Raw genomic sequence first — 18,410 nt, 5'->3', positions numbered from 1 at the left:
TATATGCAGCCACAAGAAGAAATAGACCGTCACGCTTTTTCAAGTTATGCATGATGCCAATTTGAATACCAAGCTGGTTTCAGTTGATGAAAGTGATCATGGTCTGCCAGCATTCTCTCCACTCGGTTCACCATACCTTTTACATGTTCAGTGTCATAAGAAAGCGTCCAAACAATAGAAGAAAAGCAGCTCATTGCTGTATAGATAGAAAAAAGAAGCCAAAAATCGTCTGTGGCCTTCGTACTTACATAGTAATCCAGTTGCCCTGCTGAAAACGGAATACTATTTTCTCGGCTAAATAAGGACAGTTTATAAAAATCATAAACCGGGTCACCCCAGTCAGATTGATCAAAATCAATGACGCCGGCATACTCACCTTCTTGTATGATAATATTCCCCAAATGAAAATCATCGTGCTGGAATTGATTAGGTCTCGCCTTTACCGCATCAGCATGTGATTTGATAAAATCTAATACGAATTGCTCTTTCGTAAAGGTCACTCCACTTGATTGATAGGCATGTACATACCGCTCATATTTCGCCATGACTCTCTCATCCCATGGCACGACATGAGAAGGTGCGGAACATGTATGCATGAAATTCAGCTCTCTGCCTGCCCGTCTTCCGATTTCATACTGCTCTTCATTTGTAAGCAGATGGATGGATGCTCTAGCGTTCTCTCCTTCAATAAAAGAGAAAATACGATAGGTACAGTTAAGTTCAGGATTCATTCCAACCTCCATGACTTCAGAACATAGAAGCCCTCGATTTTTAAACTTTTGCTGAACTGACGCTTTTCTTTTAAAATTGGAATACGTTTTGAGGTTTGATAGCTTGAGCACCAGCTTTTCACATGAGGATGTTGTGACGAGATAAGTACGGTTTCCAGAAAAGCCAGATGTCATCGGCTGAAAGGAAATGGCTTGTGTCAGAAGCGGAGAGAGGAGTTTCAGTTTTTCAAATTCCATGTAAGCAGTGCCCCTTTCTATTTGATATACAATAAACGGCAGACCTCTTAAGAAGCCTGCCGTGTTGTTTACATTATGATGGCTGATCACCCGTAGGACTAATAAGCGAGAGCGCATAATCCTCTGTAAAGATTCGTTTTGATAAGTTATTCACACCGTCTAATGTGACTTTGTTGATTTCGTCAATAATTTCATCAAGTGTACGATGTTTGCCAAGGAGCAGTTCGTTTTTACCGTTTCGGCTCATCTTACTGTTTGTGCTTTCAAGACTGAGCATTAGGTTCCCTTTCATTTGTTCCTTAGAGTTTTCAAGCTCTTTTTGCGTAATTCCCTCACGCTTTAAGACGTCCAGCGTTTGTAAGATGGTTTCAGAGAGCAGGTTTAACTGCTTCGCTCCAGTCCCGCCATAAATCGTCAGCATGCCGTTATCTGCAAATGAACTGTGATAGCTGAAAACGGAATAGGCGAGGCCTTTGTCTTCTCTTACATCCTGAAATAAGCGGCTGCTCATGCTTCCGCCAAGAACATTATTTAAGACGATTAAGTCATAGATGCCTTTATCTCCAGCTGGAAGGCCATTAAAGCCCATGCATAGATGCGCTTGCTCTGTTTCCTTTTTGCGTGTGAGCTTGTCATAGTGAAATTGCGGCGCTTCTACCGGCTGTTTTTTTCCTTTCGTTTCATACGAACCGAACAACTTTTCAACTTCACTAATGAATGTGTCGTCCACATTCCCTGCAACAGAGATAACGACGCGGTCCGGCGTGTAGAATTCATCCATATAAGCTCTAAGAGAGTCACCGTTAAAGGTAGAAAGTGTTTCTTCTGTTCCTAAAATCGGGAACCCTAAAGAATGATCACCATAAATCGCTTTGCTCAACAGATCGTGAACGATATCATCAGGTGTATCCTCATACATTTTGATTTCTTCATATACAACATTTTTTTCTTTTTTCAGCTCTTCTTCATCAAAAGCAGAGTGGAAGAACATGTCGCTTAATACATCGAGGGCGTAGCCGGCATGTGAATCAAGCACCTTTGCATAGTAGCAAGTGTATTCTTTTGACGTAAAGGCATTTACTTGACCACCGATGCGGTCAAAGGATTCTGCGATATCACGTGCAGATCTCGTCTTTGTCCCTTTAAAGAACATATGCTCTAGAAAGTGTGATATCCCATTAATTTCTGGTGTCTCATGTCTAGAACCCGTTCCAATCCAGACGCCAATTGCGACAGATCTTACAGTGGGATTGTTTTCAAGTACAATTCTTACTCCGTTTTGGCATGTATAAGTTTTGACCAAGTTTTGCTCCTCCTATTCAACAAACAGATCGGATCACGGATGTCTTTTTTCACTTAGGAGGTCAGAAACCGTTCCTAATTCATATCCTCTTTCCTTGATTTGAGTGATAAGTGCGTCAAGACTTTTCGCCGTCGAATCTGTTGGATGCATTAATATCATCGCCCCATTGTGAATTTTCCCAAGCACCCGTTTTTGTAGTATGTTTGGTGACGGTTTTTGCCAGTCAATGGTGTCTACCGTCCACATAATGGTTTCCATTCCTTCTTCTGCGGCAAGCTTCACTGTTTCTTCTTTAAAGCTACCGCTTGGAGGGGCGAACCACTTCGGTTTTTTTCCAAGGGATTCTTCAATTTGACGATTTGTTTTGGTAATCTGCTCTAATGCTCGTTCTCTTGTCAGTGTGCGCATATCTGGGTGATTGTATGAATGGTTTCCAATTTCATGACCATCTGCCACGATCTTTTTAGCAAGATCCGTGCTTTTTTTCACCCATTTGCCCTCTAAGAAAAAGGTCACCTTGACCTGATGCTTTTCTAGTGTCTTTAACATCTTGATTAAATGCTCGTCACCCCAAGCCACGTTGATGAGGAAAGCATTCATTTTTTTATCTGGATGTCCCTTGTAAATGGGTTCAGCACCAAGTTCATGTAAATGAATAGAAGGTTTTGTTTCATTGAAAACAAGCAGCTTTTCATCAAATGACCCTTGTTTTTTCATTTTTTCATAAGAGGCATCGATATTGACCGTCTGTCCATTTAGACCAGGCATCTTTTTCCACACTTTATCAATCTTAGCATTTTGCGCCTTCACTTCATAGTCAGAAGACTTCGATTCAATCTCTTGATATAAAATATCTTTTGAAACAGATGCAACCTCAGCATGCTCTTTCATTGATTCAATATATGTAACAGCAGCCGGCTGCTTCATCGTTTGATATGACACGAGCAGTAAAAATACAAACACAATGAATGGTAACGTTTTTTTCAATGGTTGTCCCTCCCCTTTACCACAAATTATGATGGGGAGAAACAAGCTAGAACTATTGTTAGCGCAAGAAAAGAAAGAAGCCTGGTACGGATACCTGGCTTCTAACATATTTCATTAAGACTGTTTTTCTTCTTTTTCCTTTTCTTCACGTAAAACAGCTTTGCGAGAAAGGTTCACACGGCCTTGTTTATCGATTTCAGTGACTTTGACAAGTAATTCATCGCCAATCTTCACGACATCTTCTACTTTGCCTACACGATCAAGCGCAAGCTCAGAAATATGAACAAGTCCATCTTTGCCGCTGAAGATTTCAAGGAAAGCACCGAATTTTTCAATGCGTTTTACTTTACCTAAGTAAAGTTGTCCTACTTCAACTTCTCTCACAAGATCTTCAATGATTTTCTTCGCTTTTTGGTTCATGTCTTCTTCTGTAGAAGAAATAAAGATTGTACCATCTTGTTCAATATCGATTTTCACACCGGTATCTTCGATGATTTTATTGATTTGTTTACCGCTTGGCCCAATGACATCGCGAATTTTATCAGGATTGATTTTCATCGTTAAGATTTTTGGTGCATAACGAGACAATTCTCCTCTAGAAGCAGGAATCGTTGACAGCATGCTATCTAAGATTTCCATTCTTCCTTTTTTCGCTTGTTGGAGCGCTTCTTCCAAGATGTCTTTTGATAGACCATCGATTTTGATATCCATTTGAAGTGCTGTTACACCTTTTGATGTACCTGCAACTTTAAAGTCCATATCACCAAGTGCATCTTCCATTCCTTGAATGTCTGTCAGCACTGTGTAGTATTCACCGGATTTCACAAGTCCCATTGCAATCCCTGCAACTGGTGCTTTAATTGGAACACCCGCATCCATCATCGCAAGTGTGCTTGCACAAATACTTGCTTGTGAAGTAGATCCGTTTGATTCTAGTACCTCAGACACAAGGCGAACCGTATAAGGGAAATCTTTTTCAGATGGGATCACTGGTTCTAATGCCCGTTCACCTAGCGCTCCATGTCCGATTTCACGGCGGCCTGGGCCACGCATTGGACCTGTCTCACCAACACTGAATTGAGGGAAGTTGTAATGGTGCATGAAGCGTTTTGATTCTTCAACGCCTAGACCGTCAAGAATTTGCACATCGCCAAGTGCACCTAATGTACAAATACTGAGCGCCTGTGTTTGTCCTCTTGTAAATAGACCTGAACCGTGCGTTCTTGGTAGAAGTCCTACTTCTGAAGAAAGTGGGCGGATTTGATCTACACCACGTCCATCTGGACGTACTTTCTCTTCAGTGATCAGACGACGAACTTCATTTTTGACAAGCTTGTTTAATACGTCTTTCGCTTGTTTAATTGTCGCTTCGTCGCGATCTTCTTCTTCAAATTTCTCAACCACAGCTTTTTTCACTGCACTGATTGCATCTTCACGTGCATGCTTCTCATGTACTTGAATCGCTTTCAGCAGGTCTGTTTCAGCAAGTGCTTTTACTTCGTCTGCTAACGTTTGATCTACTTCATATAGAGGAATATCGATTTTTGCTTTACCAACTGCTTTGACAATTTCCTCTTGGAATTCGATTAAACGTTTGATCTCTTGGTGACCATACATGATAGCTTCAAGCATTGTTTCTTCTGGTACTTCATCAGCACCAGCTTCGACCATGTTGATCGCATCTTTTGTTCCAGCGACTACAAGGTTGATGTCACTTTGTTCAAGCTGTTCTACATTTGGATTGATGATAAACTTTCCATCAACTCGTCCTACTGTAACGCCGGCGATTGGTCCCTCAAATGGAATGTCAGACACACATAATGCTAAAGATGAGCCAAACATTGCAGCCATTTCAGATGAACAATCTTGATCCACGCTCATGACGATACTAATAACTTGTACTTCGTTTCTAAATCCATCAGCAAATAATGGACGGATTGGTCTATCAATTAAGCGGCTCGCAAGGATCGCTTTTTCACTTGGACGGCCTTCTCTTTTAATGAAGCCACCAGGAATTTTACCTACTGCGTATAATCTTTCTTCGTAGTTCACAGTGAGCGGGAAGAAATCAAGTGGTTTTGGTTCTTTAGAAGCTGTTGCTGAGCTAAGCACAGCTGTATCTCCGTAGCGTACGAGGACCGCTCCGTTTGCTTGCTTTGCAAGCTGGCCAGTTTCAACTGTCAGTTGACGTCCAGCCCAGTCTATGGTGAAGACATGTTTCTCTTGTCCCATTCTGAGAAAAACTCCTCTCTTATCTTGAAATTTTAGTTAATTCTTATTATGAACAAAATGATTTTCACATATCAATGTGAAAGGTGTATGTAGAAGGGTTTTTGCCATTCTTTCAACATTTTAACCATAAAATATTAGTGATTATACGATAAAAAAGCGGGAATCCTCCCGCTTTTTACGATTATCGACGTAAGCCTAGTTTGTTAATTAACTCACGGTAACGAGTTACGTCTTTATTACGTAGATACGTAAGAAGATTACGACGTCTACCTACCATTTTCAAAAGACCGCGACGTGAGTGGTGATCTTTCTTATGAGTACGTAAATGCTCGTTCAAGTTGTTAATTGATTCTGTTAGGACAGCGATCTGAACTTCTGGAGATCCAGTATCAGATTCGTGTGTTTTGAACTCACTAATTAATTGAGTTTTACGCTCTTGAGTAATAGCCATCCTGTTTCACCTCCAAATCATGTTAGCCCCATCTACCTCGCAACCGTCGGTGAAGTCGGCCTGCCAAGTAAGTGGTTTTAAAGCTACAGGGATAATCATACTAAAAATATGCTGAATTTGCAAATGGTAGAGCTGTTTTTCTATGAATTTTTTGTTTGCTTTCTCTGATGTTGAAAAAACTGAATCGCTTCTTCTTTATCTTGACTGATTTGAGCCGTTAACTCCTGGATTCCGTTAAATTTTTGCTCACTGCGAATGCGCTTGAACCACTGTAATTTAATCGGTTCACCATATATTTCTTCGTTAAAATCAAAGAGGTTTACTTCAATGGCAGGCTGATCAGGGCGTTTTTCATAAAAGGTTGGTTTATAGCCAACATTACAAACACCGTCATACACTTTGCCTTTCACTTCTGCTCTTACTGCATAAACCCCTGTTGGCGGAATGATATATTCAGCAGATAAACCGACATTCGCAGTCGGAAAGCCGATCGTCCGTCCTCGTTTATCACCATGAATGACAATACCACGCAGCTGATACGGTTTTCCTAAAAGCTCACTCACATATTCAACATCCCCATTTTTCAATGCAGAGCGTATGAGTGTTGAGCTGACTTTTCGGTCTTGATTGGACAACTTAGGAACGATGGTGGCCATAATACGCCCTTTTCCGTACTCATCGAAGGTTTCCATTGTACCTGCACCAAAACGGCCAAACGTAAAATCAAAACCAGCTACTGCGTGCTTCACATTCAGCTCATCTAAATATTGATCGACAAACTCTTGAGGAGATAGCGCTGCAAAGCTTTCGCTGAACTGCACAATGTATAAATAGTCAGCGCCCAGCTGTTCGATGAAATCAATTTTATCCTCAAGCGGTGTAATTAAGTCCTTGGGTTCACGTGCTTTTTGCAAAACATGTGATGGGTGCGGATGAAAGGTCATGACCGCTAAAGCCAATCCTTCTTTTCTCGCAATGCTTTTTGCTGCGTCAATCACTTTTTGATGTCCGAGGTGAACACCGTCAAAATACCCTAAAGCCATAACAGACGGGTCTTGATCCTTTTGATTCAATGTATGTGGGTGTGAAATATGTATAGTCTTCACGAGATGGTCACCTTTTCTTTAAGATTGCTTGTCCTGAGATAAGATCTTCGCCGGCTTCATCAGATTCTGTTTGGTCGGATGCTTCATATATATCGCCATACACCGACCTGAAGGAGCAAAGACAGCGACACGATCTTCCTCTGCGAAATGAGCGAATTCATCAGGCATGGGCAGGACTGCACCGTTTTCCACTTTACTTGCTAATGTATCATTTATCTCCCATTTCGGCAAATGATTGAGCGCGCGCTCGATCGAGACAAGGTGCTCATCTACTGTGCCTTCTTCGCTTATATCTCGCAGCTCATCAAGGGTGATGCACTCATCTAGTGTAAAATCACCTGATCCTGTGCGAATGAGATGTGACATATGAGCTGGAAATCCTAGTTTCTTTCCAATATCAACTGCTAAGGTTCTGACATACGTTCCTTTTGAACATAAAACGGTGAATCTAAATGATACTTTTCCATTTTCAAATAAAGCAGGTGTTGTCCGCTCGATACGGTGAATCGTAATCTCGCGGCTCGGCCGCTCAATTTCAATGCCTTCTCTTGCATATTCGTAGAGTTTTTTTCCGCCAATTTTCACAGCCGAAAACATAGGAGGAATTTGTTCAATGGTTCCTTGAAACTGTTTCAGCACAGCATCAATGTCTTCTTCTGAGATGGGGTTTTGTACCTTTTTTTCTTCTACGATCTCACCTGTTTGGTCTTCTGTTGTTGTAGAAAATCCAATCGTGATTTCTGCATCATACGTTTTCGATTTATCTGTTAAGTATTCGACAATCTTCGTTGCTCTTCCAATACAAATGGGCAGAACACCTGATACCTCGGGGTCGAGGGTGCCTGTATGTCCGACTTTTTTTGTATGTAAGAGCTTTCTCACTTTGAACACACAGTCGTGAGAGGTCATCCCTATTTCTTTATGTAATAAAAGAACACCATTTACCATCTGCGCTCTCTCCTTTCGTAAACGATGAAAAAGGACAGACGATCATCGCCTATCCTTATTTCAACGTCTTATTCGTGATCTTTTGTGTTTAGTTCAGCAATTAGGCTTTCAATTCTGTTTCCGTAATCCACGGATTCATCGAATTCAAAGTGCAGTTCTGGTGTTTTGCGAAGTCTAATTCGATTGCCAATTTCAGAGCGGATATACCCTTTAGCCTTAGCAAGGCCTTTTAAGGTTTCCTCTCTTTTCTTCTCGTCACCGAGAACAGAAATGTAAACTTTCGCAATTTGCAAATCACCGGTTACTTCGACATCGGTTACAGTCAAAAAGCCGATTCTTGGATCTTTTAGCTTTCTGCCTAGGATGTCGCCTAATTCTTTTTTCATCTGCTCACCCACGCGGGTTGCTCTCATACTCATGATCATATCACCTCTAATTAAAACCACTCAGTTTTCGTGATCGTTCGTTCAATTTCAGGAAAAGAATCAATAAAGCTTAAAACACGCTGCAATTCCTTTTCCACTTGAACCCGGGATGAGGAAATCACGGCGATTCCAATTGATGTACGCTGCCATGTGTCCTGGTAATCCATTTCAGCCATGGTTACATTGAATTTATGGCGCGTTCTTGTCAATATACGCTGAAGAACCGCACGTTTTTCCTTCAGTGAGGAGGCATCATAAATGATGCACTCACATTCGGTATAACCGATCATTTTCTTTCGATTTCTTGCATAACAAATGATTCCAGAACATCGCCTTCACGGATATCATTGTATTTCTTAATGGTAATACCACATTCATAACCTTGTGAAACTTCTTTCACGTCATCTTTGAATCGTTTTAATACGTCGACTTCGCCTTCAAAAATAACGACGCCGTCACGAATTAAGCGGATACCACTATCTCTTGTGATGGTTCCTTCAGTGACATAACCACCAGCAATTGTACCGATTTTAGATACTTTGAACGTTTGACGAACTTCAACTTGACCGATGACTTTTTCTTCATATTCAGGGTCAAGCATTCCTTTCATCGCCGCTTCAATTTCATCGATGACTTTATAAATAATGCGGTGTAAGCGGATATCTACGTTTTCTGTTTCAGCTGTGCTCTTCGCGTTTCCATCAGGACGTACGTTAAATCCGATCACGATCGCATTAGAAGCACTTGCTAAAATAATATCAGATTCTGTAATCGCTCCAACACCCGTATGGATGATTTTCACTTTTACGCCTTCTACTTCAATTTTTTGAAGAGCGGCCGTCAGTGCTTCAGCAGAACCTTGTACGTCTGCTTTCACGATCAAGTTGATATCTTTCACTTCACCTTGTTTGATTTGCTCAAATAGGTCATCTAGAGATAATTTCGCTTTGTCTGAACGCTGTTCATCAAGCTGTTTCGAAGCACGCGCCTCACCTACTTGACGAGCTGTTTTTTCATCTTTGAATACGAGGAACTGATCCCCTGCATTTGGTACATCGTTTAAACCAGTGATTTCAACAGGTGTAGATGGTCCTGCTGTTTTCACGCGGCGTCCGATGTCATTGACCATTGCACGAACGCGCCCAAATGTATTTCCGACAACGATTGGGTCACCTACTTGAAGCGTACCAGTTTGAACAAGAAGGGTTGCAACTGACCCTCTTCCTTTATCAAGCTCAGCCTCGATAACAGTCCCTTTTGCCGCACGATTTGGGTTGGCTTTCAGTTCTCCAACTTCGCTGACAAGAAGGATCATTTCGATCAATTCGTCAATGCCTTCACCTGTTTTTGCAGATAGAGGAACGAAGATCGTTTCGCCGCCCCAAGCTTCTGGTACTAGACCATGCTCCGTTAATTCCTGCATCACACGGTCAGGGTTCGCTGTTGGTTTGTCAATTTTGTTGACAGCAACAATGATTGGCACTTCTGCTGCTTTCGCATGGTTAATAGCTTCTACCGTTTGCGGCATCACACCATCATCTGCTGCCACGACTAGAATGGTTGTATCCGTTACCTCGGCACCACGTGCACGCATCATTGTAAAGGCTGCGTGTCCAGGTGTATCAAGGAACGTGATTTTCTTGCCGTTTTCTTCAATTTGGTATGCACCGATATGCTGCGTGATTCCACCAGCTTCGCCTTCAACGACTTTCGTCTTACGAATGCTGTCAAGAAGCGTTGTTTTCCCGTGGTCAACGTGTCCCATGATCGTCACAACTGGAGGGCGTACTTGCATATCTTCTTCTTTATCTTCCACTTCATACTTTTCAAGTTCAGTTTCTTCTAAAATAATGACTTCCTCTACTGGAACGCCATATTCAGAAGCGATTAGTTCAACTGTATCTTTATCCAGCTCTTGGTTAATGGTTGCCATTACACCAAGCATCATCAGCTTTTTGATAATTTCAGCTGTTTCTTTTCCAAGCTCTTCAGCCAGCTGGCCGACTGTCATTGAATTTGTAAATTCAATTTTTTCAGGAAGCTCTTTCTTAGGCTTCACAGGTCTAGCTTGTTGATGCTGCGATTTGTTATTCCCACCGCGTTTATTTTTGTTTTTGTTTTGGTTGTTGTTTTTTTTGTTTTTATTAAATTGATTATTCTGCACGTCATTCTTCTTTCTATCATTGTTTTTGTTAGATGATTGTTTTTTTTGTTCTGCGGGTTTCTCGTTAGTTGTCTCTTTTGCTTTGGCTTTTTTATAGATAGCGTCTAGCTTTTTCACAGTGTCGTCTTCAAGCGTCGCCATGTGGTTGTTCACTTCCACATTCATATCCTTAAGCGCTGCTATAATATCTTTACTTGAAACATCTATGGCTTTTGCGTATTCATATACTCTCACTTTAGCCATTCGTTCACCCCCAAATAAATTAATCGAGCAAGCTTATAAGCTTCTTAGCGAAGCCTTGGTCAGTGACAGCGACAACTACGCGAGCTTCTTTCCCAATAGAACGTCCGAGAACGGAACGGTCTTCAATTTTTCTAACCGGAACATTATAAAATTTGCATTTGTCAGATACCTTTTTCTCTGTGTTCGGTGAGGCATCTGCTGCAAGAAGAACCAGCTTAGCACGCGCATGTCTAACTTCTTTGATCACAAGATCTTCTCCTGACACGACTTTACGAGCTCGATTTGCTAGACCAAGCAAAGGATACCACTTAGAATCAGTCATTTGGTTTTTTCACCTTTTCAGCTAGTTCTAGTAATTCTTCAAATATGTGTTCGTCAATCTGTGTCTGAAATTGCTGCTGTAAACTGCGTTTGTTCTTTGCCGCAAGAATGGTTTCTTTATCGAGAGAAAGGTAAGCTCCGCGTCCGTTCTTTTTTCCGGTTGCGTCAACAGACACTTCACCTTCTTTAGAACGAACAACACGGATCAGTTCTTTCTTTGGTTTCATTTCTCCCGTCACGACACATTTTCTAAGCGGGATTTTTTTTCGGCTATTCACCTTTTACATCACCTCTTATTCGTCAGATTCCTCAGCTACTGGTTCAGCCTCTAAGAAAAGAGATTCAGAGTCTTCAGTTCTTGGGAAAATACCGAGTTCCCTTGCATCTGTTTCGCTTTTAATGTCAATTTTCCAGCTAGTCAGCTTTGCTGCAAGACGAGCATTTTGACCTCTTTTACCAATGGCTAACGACAGCTGATAATCAGGGACAATGACTGTTGTCGCCTTATCTTCTTCATTCACAATAACATCAAGTACTTTTGATGGACTTAATGCATTGGCAACAAATTCAACCGGGTCATTAGACCAATGGACAATGTCAATTTTTTCGCCTTTTAGCTCGTTGACAATTGCTTGTACACGCTGGCCTTTTGGTCCAACACAAGAACCAACTGGGTCAACATCAGGATCATCCGTACGAACAGAGATTTTAGAACGGTCCCCAGCTTCTCTAGCAACCGATTTAAGCTCTACAGTACCATCATAAATTTCTGGCACTTCAATTTCAAATAAACGCTTTAAAAGACCTGGATGTGTTCTAGACACATAAATTTGTGGTCCTTTTGTTGTTTTTTCGACTTTTGTAATAAACACCTTAATACGGTCATGTGGTTTGTAGTCCTCATTTGGCATTTGTTCGTTGACCGGAAGAAGGGCTTCGATTTTGCCAAGTGACACGTAAATGAATTTACTGTCAATTCGCTGAACGATTCCCGTCATAATGTCTTCCTCGCGATCGATAAACTCAGTGTAGATCACACCTCGCTCTGCTTCTCTCACTCGCTGCGTCACCACTTGTTTCGCAGTCTGAGCTGCAATGCGTCCGAAATCTTTTGGCGTGACTTCAATTTCAACGACGTCACCTACCATGTAATTCGGGTTCATATTGGCTGCATCATCTACAGAGATTTCAAGGCGAGAATCATACACTTCATCTACAACATCTTTTCTTGCAAATACGCGAATTGTTCCCGTTTCGCGGTTTAAATCAACACGAACATTTTGCGCTTGATTAAAGTTACGCTTATATGCAGAAATGAGTGCAGCTTCTATCGCTTCAATAATAATTTCTTTACTAATACCCTTCTCTTTCTCGAGAACAGTCAGGGCATCTAACAACTCACTACTCATTTTTATGGTTCCCCCTTATATCAATGAAAAGGTTAATTGAACGAAACTGCTAATCTTGCGTTAGCTATTTTTTCGTATGGAATATTGATCTCTTTCTTTCTTGTCTTGATCTTCACTGTCACTGTTGCAATCTCACCATCAAAGCTTGTAAGCTCACCTTCAAATGCTTTTTCACCATCAATTGGTTCATATGTTTTCATGAAAACATTTTTTCCAAGTGCTTTTTCAAAATCAGCTTTTTTCTTTAATGGGCGCTCCGCTCCAGGAGAGGACACTTCAAGAAAGTAGTTTTGGCTAATCGGATCTGCCTCATCAAGCTTTTCGCTCAAGGCTTCGCTCACTTTGGCACATTCTTCGATATCGACGCCTTTATCAGAGTCAATAAACACGCGAAGGAACCAGTTTTGACCCTCTTTGACAAATTCAACATCAACGAGTTCAAGCTGTAAGCCATCTAAAATTGGCTGTACCATTTCGCTTACGACATCCACTACTTTTTTGCTCATTCTCTTCCTCCTTGTGCTTTCGATAAACGCTCTTATCAATCATTCTGCATAAAAACCCTGCTTTATGTGAGCAGGGGGAGCAGAAAACGGATGAATAATGTCGAGACAAAAATTGCCTGTTCAATACAAAAGAGCGGGTTTCCCCACTCTTGTCTCGGTAATCGTTAGCATTTCCATAAAAACTATACCATATCCAATTTTTTTATGCAAATGAAGTTCTTCCTTATAACAGGTACTCGTAAATCGTTTACTTTAAACCAATCATACCTCTCTCTTCCTTTATTATATATGCCAATATGAACAGAACGGGCTGGTGATAATCGCAGCTGTATACTATGGGCGAAGAACAGAACTCCCTATGAAAGATGATCTCCATCTGCACTAAATCATTTTTATGTCGAAAAAGCATTTTGTATTAAACAGAATGGTTGATATTTAATATAGAAGAAAAGAGTGTAAATGTTAAAGAAATAAGCAGGCTTCCATTTTAATCGCTTTGCCTTTGCTCCCTCATTTCAAAGAAAACCCTTCCAACTTGTTTCTAGCGAATAAAATTGAGAAAAAATTCACATTGAACTCCATGGGAGAGTAGGCGGAATACTGTACTGATAACCTTAACATTACACATAAAGAAAGGACCATGTTTAGATGGAGTTATTTAGCCAGAATTTTTAATAAGCCACGCATGTAAAAGTACAGGTACTTTCTGCGTTGAACTGCTATATTGATCTGGAGCCTGTCTTAACGTTTGTTGTAAATTTCCATTTCCTATTAACGATAAAAATTCCATACTAAATGGGCTAAATCCTCCAATTATAGAAGTACCAATCTTATACATCATATCTTCTCTCGGTTTGGTAATATAGGTGAGTAACTGTTCAAACTCAGATAATGTCAACGAGGCATGATATTGATCATATATATACAGTTCTTCTTCTTTGCTCTGAACTGAACTCAATCCACTTTCTATACTATCTCGATTTAAATCAACAATATAAATCATAGATTCATTTGATAAATAAGGAAGTAACTGTTCTAATAATTCGATCGGATTTTCAAATAGCCCAAAACACAGATGTATTAAAATCACATCATAAATTTTAGCATGTGATGAAAAATTTTTTATATCTGTACAAATAAAATTGGCTTTTATATTTAATTTATTTGCACAATGTATGGCTTCTTCAGATGAATCAATCCCAGTCAAATCAGCTAGAGGTAATTGCTTAGATATATACTCAAGCATCTGACCTTGTCCACATCCTATATCTAAAATAGAGACAGGTGTTTTTTTGAATGTTAGTTGATAATAAGAAGTGAAAGTTTCAGCTGATAGAAATCGAGTAAATGGTGTTTCTCTATTATCATAATTTGAACTTATTTTTCTTTTATCTGGATCCGAAAACCATGACTGAGCCAGAGCTCTTTTTACTTCAAGCTCTTTGATTTTTTCTTGTATCATCACAGGGTTTACCACCTTTATAAAAGCCTCACCAGTCAGTTTCAGATAATACGGGAGGTTTCGTTTTGAATTCCTTTACTTTGAGAGGGTGAAAAAAATGAATGAACAAATTATGAGAAATATGAAATGCTATCGCTGCTAAAATCCCAAATGCAAAGTATGAAATAACTGTAATTAATGTAAAAAGAGACATATAAGCAGTTGACTTAGCACCGCCTAATGGTATATGCAGCAATATAAATCCTATCGAACTTACACAGATTGATATTGCAATAGATTCCCATAAATTCATTAATAAAGCCGGAAGAATAAAGCGCCAAATTACTTCTTCTGATAGAGCAGTCAATGGAAGAAAAACGATTGAATCAACATTGACAGCATATCTACCTTTAAATACAATCACTTTGTTTTTTATTTTCCATAGCACTGATGGTAAAAGTACTCCTAACAAAAAGAAAAATAAAATACCAAATACATTTTTACTATTGGAGACTTCAACAAAGAGTTCTTGAGAAAGCGCACCACAGCATATAGAAGCTCCGATAATGGTGAGTCCATCATAGCTCCTCTGAGGTGTGATATATGTTGTTAGCCTTCGATTGGCTGTTGATTTATCTCTCATGATTTTGACAACCATTTTAGAACTTAAGGGACCCAAAAAGTGAATGAGGATCCCTAAAGCTGCTATGATTGAAATCATTTATTTAAGTACCCGCAATCAATGTATAAATTGGGGCATCATCTACCCCATTAAATCCACAGATCAATTCCATCAACTCATCATCGATAAACCCTCCGAACGGTCGACTATTAATCTTCTGTGCAGTAGATAGCATGATCATATTTTGCATGACATGTCCTGCCTCCATAAAAACAAAGCGATAAGAACGATGTCCATACTTAAATCGAGAACGCCAAAAATTAGCTGAAATGACTATAGCAAATGCAAAATCTTGAACTGATTCTTCTTGTAACATTATTTTCTCAAATTCTTTTTCGGAGTAATCACCCATTTTAGTCAATCCTCTTCTATACGGATCGAAATGATAAACACCTTTGTCTAAAGTATCCACTTTATTGGCTACAATATATAGATCTAGAGGATAGAGCGCACCACCAGATGGTATAGGACGTCTAGGTCCTTCTTTACGCTCTACCAATCCATAACTCTTCTGTAAAACTGTTGAGAGTTGTTCTAATGAAACACTCCCCCCGCTAAAATAATCTGCACTTCTTCGTCCCTTAATGACATCGTCTAAAGATATATTTGTATTTAATGGTTTAGGTAGTGAAATTAATGGTAGGTCATCAAATCTTTTACTTGCATGTGTAGCAATCTTTTGCAAAGTTTGAGATCGAAGCAGTCCTGCAACACCAGGTGCGTCCCATGCCATTGAACCTCTATAGATTTTTGTTGCTTCAAACCAATTTTCAGAAGGATCATCAAACCGTAATGCTTCGTTTCCATACACAACATCAGCCAAATTAGTAGCATGTCTTTCAATACTATTCATATATTTAATCACCTTTCTACGATATTAAGGAAATGGATGCGGAATTGGATTCAGTTCTTCTAATTTAAAAGGTTTATCTACTAAACCTAATTGATAAGAATGTTTTAAAATTCGTTCTCCACCCAACATTCTACCTCTATATAGAACGTCAATCGGTTTATATCCAGGAATAATTGATTTTACGACATATGCACCAGCATCTTTTATATCAGGACTGGTTAAATCAAAAGTTGCTACATGATATCCTTGTTTTGATAAATGACTGACGAGACTAGTCCATAAGATATCTGGAGAACCATCATCAAACGGTGTATAATCATTAACATCCACTAATTTCTTACTCGCAGTTAAAAAATCAGCTTCTTTCACAATAGCTGTTCCAGCATAGAGTTTAATATGATCTTCAAAACTATTTATATCACGATGATAATCTACATCTACTAGCGCATTCCCTAATCGTTGTTCTGTTTTTACCCAAGTTCTTGTATACATTCCCTCTATTGCAGCTTTCTCACATGCTCTTTCAATTGAATGAGCAGAGGCAGCGCCAATAGCAAATGGAGCTAAATCTGTATGAGGATTTCTTATCACTGCCAAAATAGTAGGTACACCAGAAAAAACGGTCATATCTACTAAATGCAAATCAAGAGATGTAGGTTTAATATATCGTTCATAGAAATGTTTTAATCTAGGTGAAGTATTAATATCGATCTGCGGTAAACTTAACTTATTGTACCAAGTAAGCATAAATGCATCTCTTTCAATTGTTTCAAATAAACCTGAGATTGCCGCTTCTTGATATGTAATACCACATGCTAGTCCATTACTAGTTGCATGACCAATATTTGGGTCTCCTGGCCACTCAGTATAGTTTGCAATATGAATTAATTGAGCAGGCGTCCAAACTTCTTCATTATTTTCAGCAATATGACCTTTTCTCCACCATAATTTTGTATCTTCATTCCATACATTATGAGGAAAATTCGGATCTTCATATTGGGTGACAGCATACATTTCCCACTTATCAAAGCCAATTACTGATTTGTTTTCATTGATTAAGTCCTTTTGTGTTCCAAAACAAACTACATCAGAGTTTAAAGGTAAATAAGCTGCACTATATCTTTCTACCGTTTCACCTATAGCTGCTAATCTGGCTGCTGCTGGATTAGCAGACCCTCCCCCATTATAAGAATTAGATGGTACTCCAAATAAAATATTGCTGTCTGTACCATGCGCTCCATATGAATGACCCCATATATCATCAACGTCTCTGAGTTTTCTATACTCTCTACGGACTATCCCAACATAAGGATCCGCCAATTGGTCAAGTATCTCCCATGACTCTTCTAATGTTGTCCATTTATTAACCATAATTAATTTTTCACCTCACCATGAAACCAAACTTGAGGAAAACCGGTATCTGCAGCTGGAGAACACTTAGGGCATCTTGGTACTCTATAAACACGATGATTATGAACAGATACTCCCTTATCATCTAAATTAATTGTTGTAAATCCACCTGGTGTTGCACTTGGTGCGTAATCTTTTAAAGTGAGCCATTCTAGAATTAAATTACTTGCAATCCCGATTTGAACTAAATTAATCGGCATATGATAAACCGGCTTCTTTTCAGGATTTACAGGTTTGATTTTCATTAAGTCTGAACGCAGTACTTCGTCAGAAAAGTTCGCTGATTTTCGAAGGTTATAACAATGTAAACAAGCTGATTGATGTGGTATGAAAAATGGACCTACCCAAGATGTCTGTCCATCATATGGCACAATGCTTAACCAAGGTATATGGTCTTCTAATGCTAGGTCATTTATTTCTTCCAAAATCGGATCTAAATGAGATTTACCAATAGCAACCCTGATATTTGGTTGCTTAGTTATTTCTCCCTTAAGCACTACATGTAGCCCTGCCTCTTGCAAATGACGAATGAATTCTACAGCAACTGGATTGTGATCCTGCGCAATCACTTCAACAATCCCTGTTTTTAAACGATCTAGTATATCTTCAACCAATACTTGGCCACCGGCTCTTTCATAAGACAAAAGCGCAGTCAAATCAAAGTTCATATCAGTCTTAACACATATTCCATTCGCAACTAAAAATTCGAGGACATGTTTTAATTGATCACTCTCAATTTCAAAATTCTCCTCTAGCTCTTTAATTGAAACCCCATTATCTTTCGTGAGATGATTAGAAATTTCTTGAATAAATTCAATAATTCCTTCACCTTCAATTTTGGTGACAGTTTGCGCTTTTAAACCAATCAAACTGTCTTCTAATTTACCCAGCGTAACGTGTGGTGCTAATTTATATCTCGTGCTTTCTTGTTCTTTAACAAACATACATTATTCCTCCTTTA

General features: G+C 39.5%; 19 protein-coding genes. All 19 read right to left on the bottom strand.

The features are described from left to right. Positions 1-44: 44 nt before the first annotated feature. The 19 genes from CKW02_RS08295 to CKW02_RS08205 all read right to left on the bottom strand — a co-directional run bounded on the left by CKW02_RS08295 (position 45) and on the right by CKW02_RS08205 (position 18,393). Positions 45-968 carry an aminoglycoside phosphotransferase family protein gene (locus tag CKW02_RS08295; protein WP_003212392.1) on the bottom strand — a complete coding sequence of 308 codons (924 nt, stop codon included), beginning with the start codon at positions 966-968 and terminating at the stop codon, positions 45-47. Positions 969-1,041: 73 nt separating this feature from the next. Next, a complete protein-coding gene (locus CKW02_RS08290; protein WP_003212188.1) occupies positions 1,042-2,271 on the bottom strand; it encodes a M16 family metallopeptidase in 1,230 nt (409 codons plus the stop codon). Positions 2,272-2,304: 33 nt separating this feature from the next. Continuing rightward, positions 2,305-3,258: a polysaccharide deacetylase family protein gene (locus tag CKW02_RS08285; protein WP_003211177.1), complete on the bottom strand. Its 954-nt coding sequence runs from the start codon at positions 3,256-3,258 to the stop codon at positions 2,305-2,307. A gap of 114 nt (positions 3,259-3,372) precedes the next feature. Beyond that, positions 3,373-5,490, bottom strand: a complete 2,118-nt coding sequence (pnp, locus tag CKW02_RS08280; protein ID WP_003211098.1) for a polyribonucleotide nucleotidyltransferase — start codon at positions 5,488-5,490, stop codon at positions 3,373-3,375. Positions 5,491-5,671: 181 nt separating this feature from the next. Beyond that, positions 5,672-5,941, bottom strand: a complete 270-nt coding sequence (gene rpsO / locus CKW02_RS08275; RefSeq protein WP_012009997.1) for a 30S ribosomal protein S15 — start codon at positions 5,939-5,941, stop codon at positions 5,672-5,674. A gap of 140 nt (positions 5,942-6,081) precedes the next feature. Next, the gene (ribF, locus tag CKW02_RS08270) at positions 6,082-7,047 is read right to left on the bottom strand and encodes a bifunctional riboflavin kinase/FAD synthetase (RefSeq protein ID WP_003211327.1); all 966 of its coding nucleotides are present in this window, start codon (positions 7,045-7,047) and stop codon (positions 6,082-6,084) included. An 18-nt stretch (positions 7,048-7,065) separates the two neighbouring features. Then, positions 7,066-7,995: a tRNA pseudouridine(55) synthase TruB gene (gene truB / locus CKW02_RS08265; protein ID WP_003211771.1), complete on the bottom strand. Its 930-nt coding sequence runs from the start codon at positions 7,993-7,995 to the stop codon at positions 7,066-7,068. 68 nt (positions 7,996-8,063) lie between these two features. After that, complete coding sequence (gene rbfA, locus CKW02_RS08260) at positions 8,064-8,414, bottom strand: 30S ribosome-binding factor RbfA (RefSeq protein ID WP_003210803.1); 351 nt, start codon at positions 8,412-8,414, stop codon at positions 8,064-8,066. Between the two features lie 17 nt (positions 8,415-8,431). Continuing rightward, positions 8,432-8,710: a DUF503 domain-containing protein gene (locus CKW02_RS08255; RefSeq protein WP_012009994.1), complete on the bottom strand. Its 279-nt coding sequence runs from the start codon at positions 8,708-8,710 to the stop codon at positions 8,432-8,434. Then, positions 8,707-10,827: a translation initiation factor IF-2 gene (infB, locus tag CKW02_RS08250; RefSeq protein WP_003212253.1), complete on the bottom strand. Its 2,121-nt coding sequence runs from the start codon at positions 10,825-10,827 to the stop codon at positions 8,707-8,709. Before infB ends, CKW02_RS08255 begins: the two co-directional genes overlap by 4 nt. Positions 10,828-10,846: 19 nt before the next feature. Next, positions 10,847-11,149, bottom strand: a complete 303-nt coding sequence (locus CKW02_RS08245) for a YlxQ family RNA-binding protein (RefSeq protein ID WP_034619894.1) — start codon at positions 11,147-11,149, stop codon at positions 10,847-10,849. Further along, on the bottom strand, positions 11,142-11,426 hold the full coding sequence (rnpM, locus tag CKW02_RS08240) for an RNase P modulator RnpM (RefSeq protein ID WP_003210758.1): 285 nt from the start codon (positions 11,424-11,426) through the stop codon (positions 11,142-11,144). The genes CKW02_RS08245 and rnpM overlap by 8 nt, the downstream gene beginning before the upstream one ends. A gap of 15 nt (positions 11,427-11,441) precedes the next feature. Beyond that, on the bottom strand, positions 11,442-12,557 hold the full coding sequence (nusA, locus tag CKW02_RS08235) for a transcription termination factor NusA (RefSeq protein WP_003211013.1): 1,116 nt from the start codon (positions 12,555-12,557) through the stop codon (positions 11,442-11,444). A 32-nt stretch (positions 12,558-12,589) separates the two neighbouring features. Continuing rightward, the gene (gene rimP, locus CKW02_RS08230) at positions 12,590-13,063 is read right to left on the bottom strand and encodes a ribosome maturation factor RimP (RefSeq protein ID WP_003211398.1); all 474 of its coding nucleotides are present in this window, start codon (positions 13,061-13,063) and stop codon (positions 12,590-12,592) included. A 658-nt stretch (positions 13,064-13,721) separates the two neighbouring features. Then, positions 13,722-14,525 (bottom strand): class I SAM-dependent methyltransferase, encoded by an 804-nt coding sequence (locus CKW02_RS08225; protein ID WP_003211105.1) that lies wholly within the window; start codon positions 14,523-14,525, stop codon positions 13,722-13,724. 28 nt (positions 14,526-14,553) lie between these two features. After that, positions 14,554-15,147 carry a CPBP family intramembrane glutamic endopeptidase gene (locus CKW02_RS08220; RefSeq protein WP_157733344.1) on the bottom strand — a complete coding sequence of 198 codons (594 nt, stop codon included), beginning with the start codon at positions 15,145-15,147 and terminating at the stop codon, positions 14,554-14,556. Positions 15,148-15,229: 82 nt separating this feature from the next. Beyond that, a complete protein-coding gene (locus tag CKW02_RS08215; RefSeq protein ID WP_003211436.1) occupies positions 15,230-16,039 on the bottom strand; it encodes a SagB/ThcOx family dehydrogenase in 810 nt (269 codons plus the stop codon). A 24-nt stretch (positions 16,040-16,063) separates the two neighbouring features. Then, positions 16,064-17,410, bottom strand: a complete 1,347-nt coding sequence (locus tag CKW02_RS08210) for a YcaO-like family protein (RefSeq protein ID WP_003211025.1) — start codon at positions 17,408-17,410, stop codon at positions 16,064-16,066. Between the two features lie 2 nt (positions 17,411-17,412). Next, on the bottom strand, positions 17,413-18,393 hold the full coding sequence (locus CKW02_RS08205; RefSeq protein ID WP_003210769.1) for a TOMM precursor leader peptide-binding protein: 981 nt from the start codon (positions 18,391-18,393) through the stop codon (positions 17,413-17,415). Positions 18,394-18,410 lie beyond the last annotated feature (17 nt).

Source organism: Bacillus pumilus (assembly GCF_900186955.1).
Taxonomy (GTDB): Bacteria; Bacillota; Bacilli; order Bacillales; family Bacillaceae; genus Bacillus; species Bacillus pumilus.
Note: the sequence above shows the minus strand (reverse complement) of the source record. Positions and strands in the feature narration are given on the sequence as shown.

Bases quoted from the DNA above. Each gene is read 5' to 3' on its own strand.
- CKW02_RS08255 (WP_012009994.1), bottom strand. From the start codon at position 8,710: ATGATCGGTTATACCGAATGTGAGTGCATCATTTATGATGCCTCCTCA.
- CKW02_RS08220 (WP_157733344.1), bottom strand. From the start codon at position 15,147: ATGAGAGATAAATCAACAGCCAATCGAAGGCTAACAACATATATCACA.
- infB (WP_003212253.1), bottom strand. From the start codon at position 10,827: ATGGCTAAAGTGAGAGTATATGAATACGCAAAAGCCATAGATGTTTCA.
- rpsO (WP_012009997.1), bottom strand. From the start codon at position 5,941: ATGGCTATTACTCAAGAGCGTAAAACTCAATTAATTAGTGAGTTCAAA.
- CKW02_RS08295 (WP_003212392.1), bottom strand. From the start codon at position 968: ATGGAATTTGAAAAACTGAAACTCCTCTCTCCGCTTCTGACACAAGCC.
- CKW02_RS08245 (WP_034619894.1), bottom strand. From the start codon at position 11,149: ATGACTGATTCTAAGTGGTATCCTTTGCTTGGTCTAGCAAATCGAGCT.
- rimP (WP_003211398.1), bottom strand. From the start codon at position 13,063: ATGAGCAAAAAAGTAGTGGATGTCGTAAGCGAAATGGTACAGCCAATT.
- CKW02_RS08210 (WP_003211025.1), bottom strand. From the start codon at position 17,410: ATGGTTAATAAATGGACAACATTAGAAGAGTCATGGGAGATACTTGAC.
- CKW02_RS08205 (WP_003210769.1), bottom strand. From the start codon at position 18,393: ATGTTTGTTAAAGAACAAGAAAGCACGAGATATAAATTAGCACCACAC.
- pnp (WP_003211098.1), bottom strand. From the start codon at position 5,490: ATGGGACAAGAGAAACATGTCTTCACCATAGACTGGGCTGGACGTCAA.
- nusA (WP_003211013.1), bottom strand. From the start codon at position 12,557: ATGAGTAGTGAGTTGTTAGATGCCCTGACTGTTCTCGAGAAAGAGAAG.
- truB (WP_003211771.1), bottom strand. From the start codon at position 7,995: ATGGTAAATGGTGTTCTTTTATTACATAAAGAAATAGGGATGACCTCT.
- CKW02_RS08225 (WP_003211105.1), bottom strand. From the start codon at position 14,525: ATGATACAAGAAAAAATCAAAGAGCTTGAAGTAAAAAGAGCTCTGGCT.
- rbfA (WP_003210803.1), bottom strand. From the start codon at position 8,414: ATGAGTATGAGAGCAACCCGCGTGGGTGAGCAGATGAAAAAAGAATTA.
- CKW02_RS08215 (WP_003211436.1), bottom strand. From the start codon at position 16,039: ATGAATAGTATTGAAAGACATGCTACTAATTTGGCTGATGTTGTGTAT.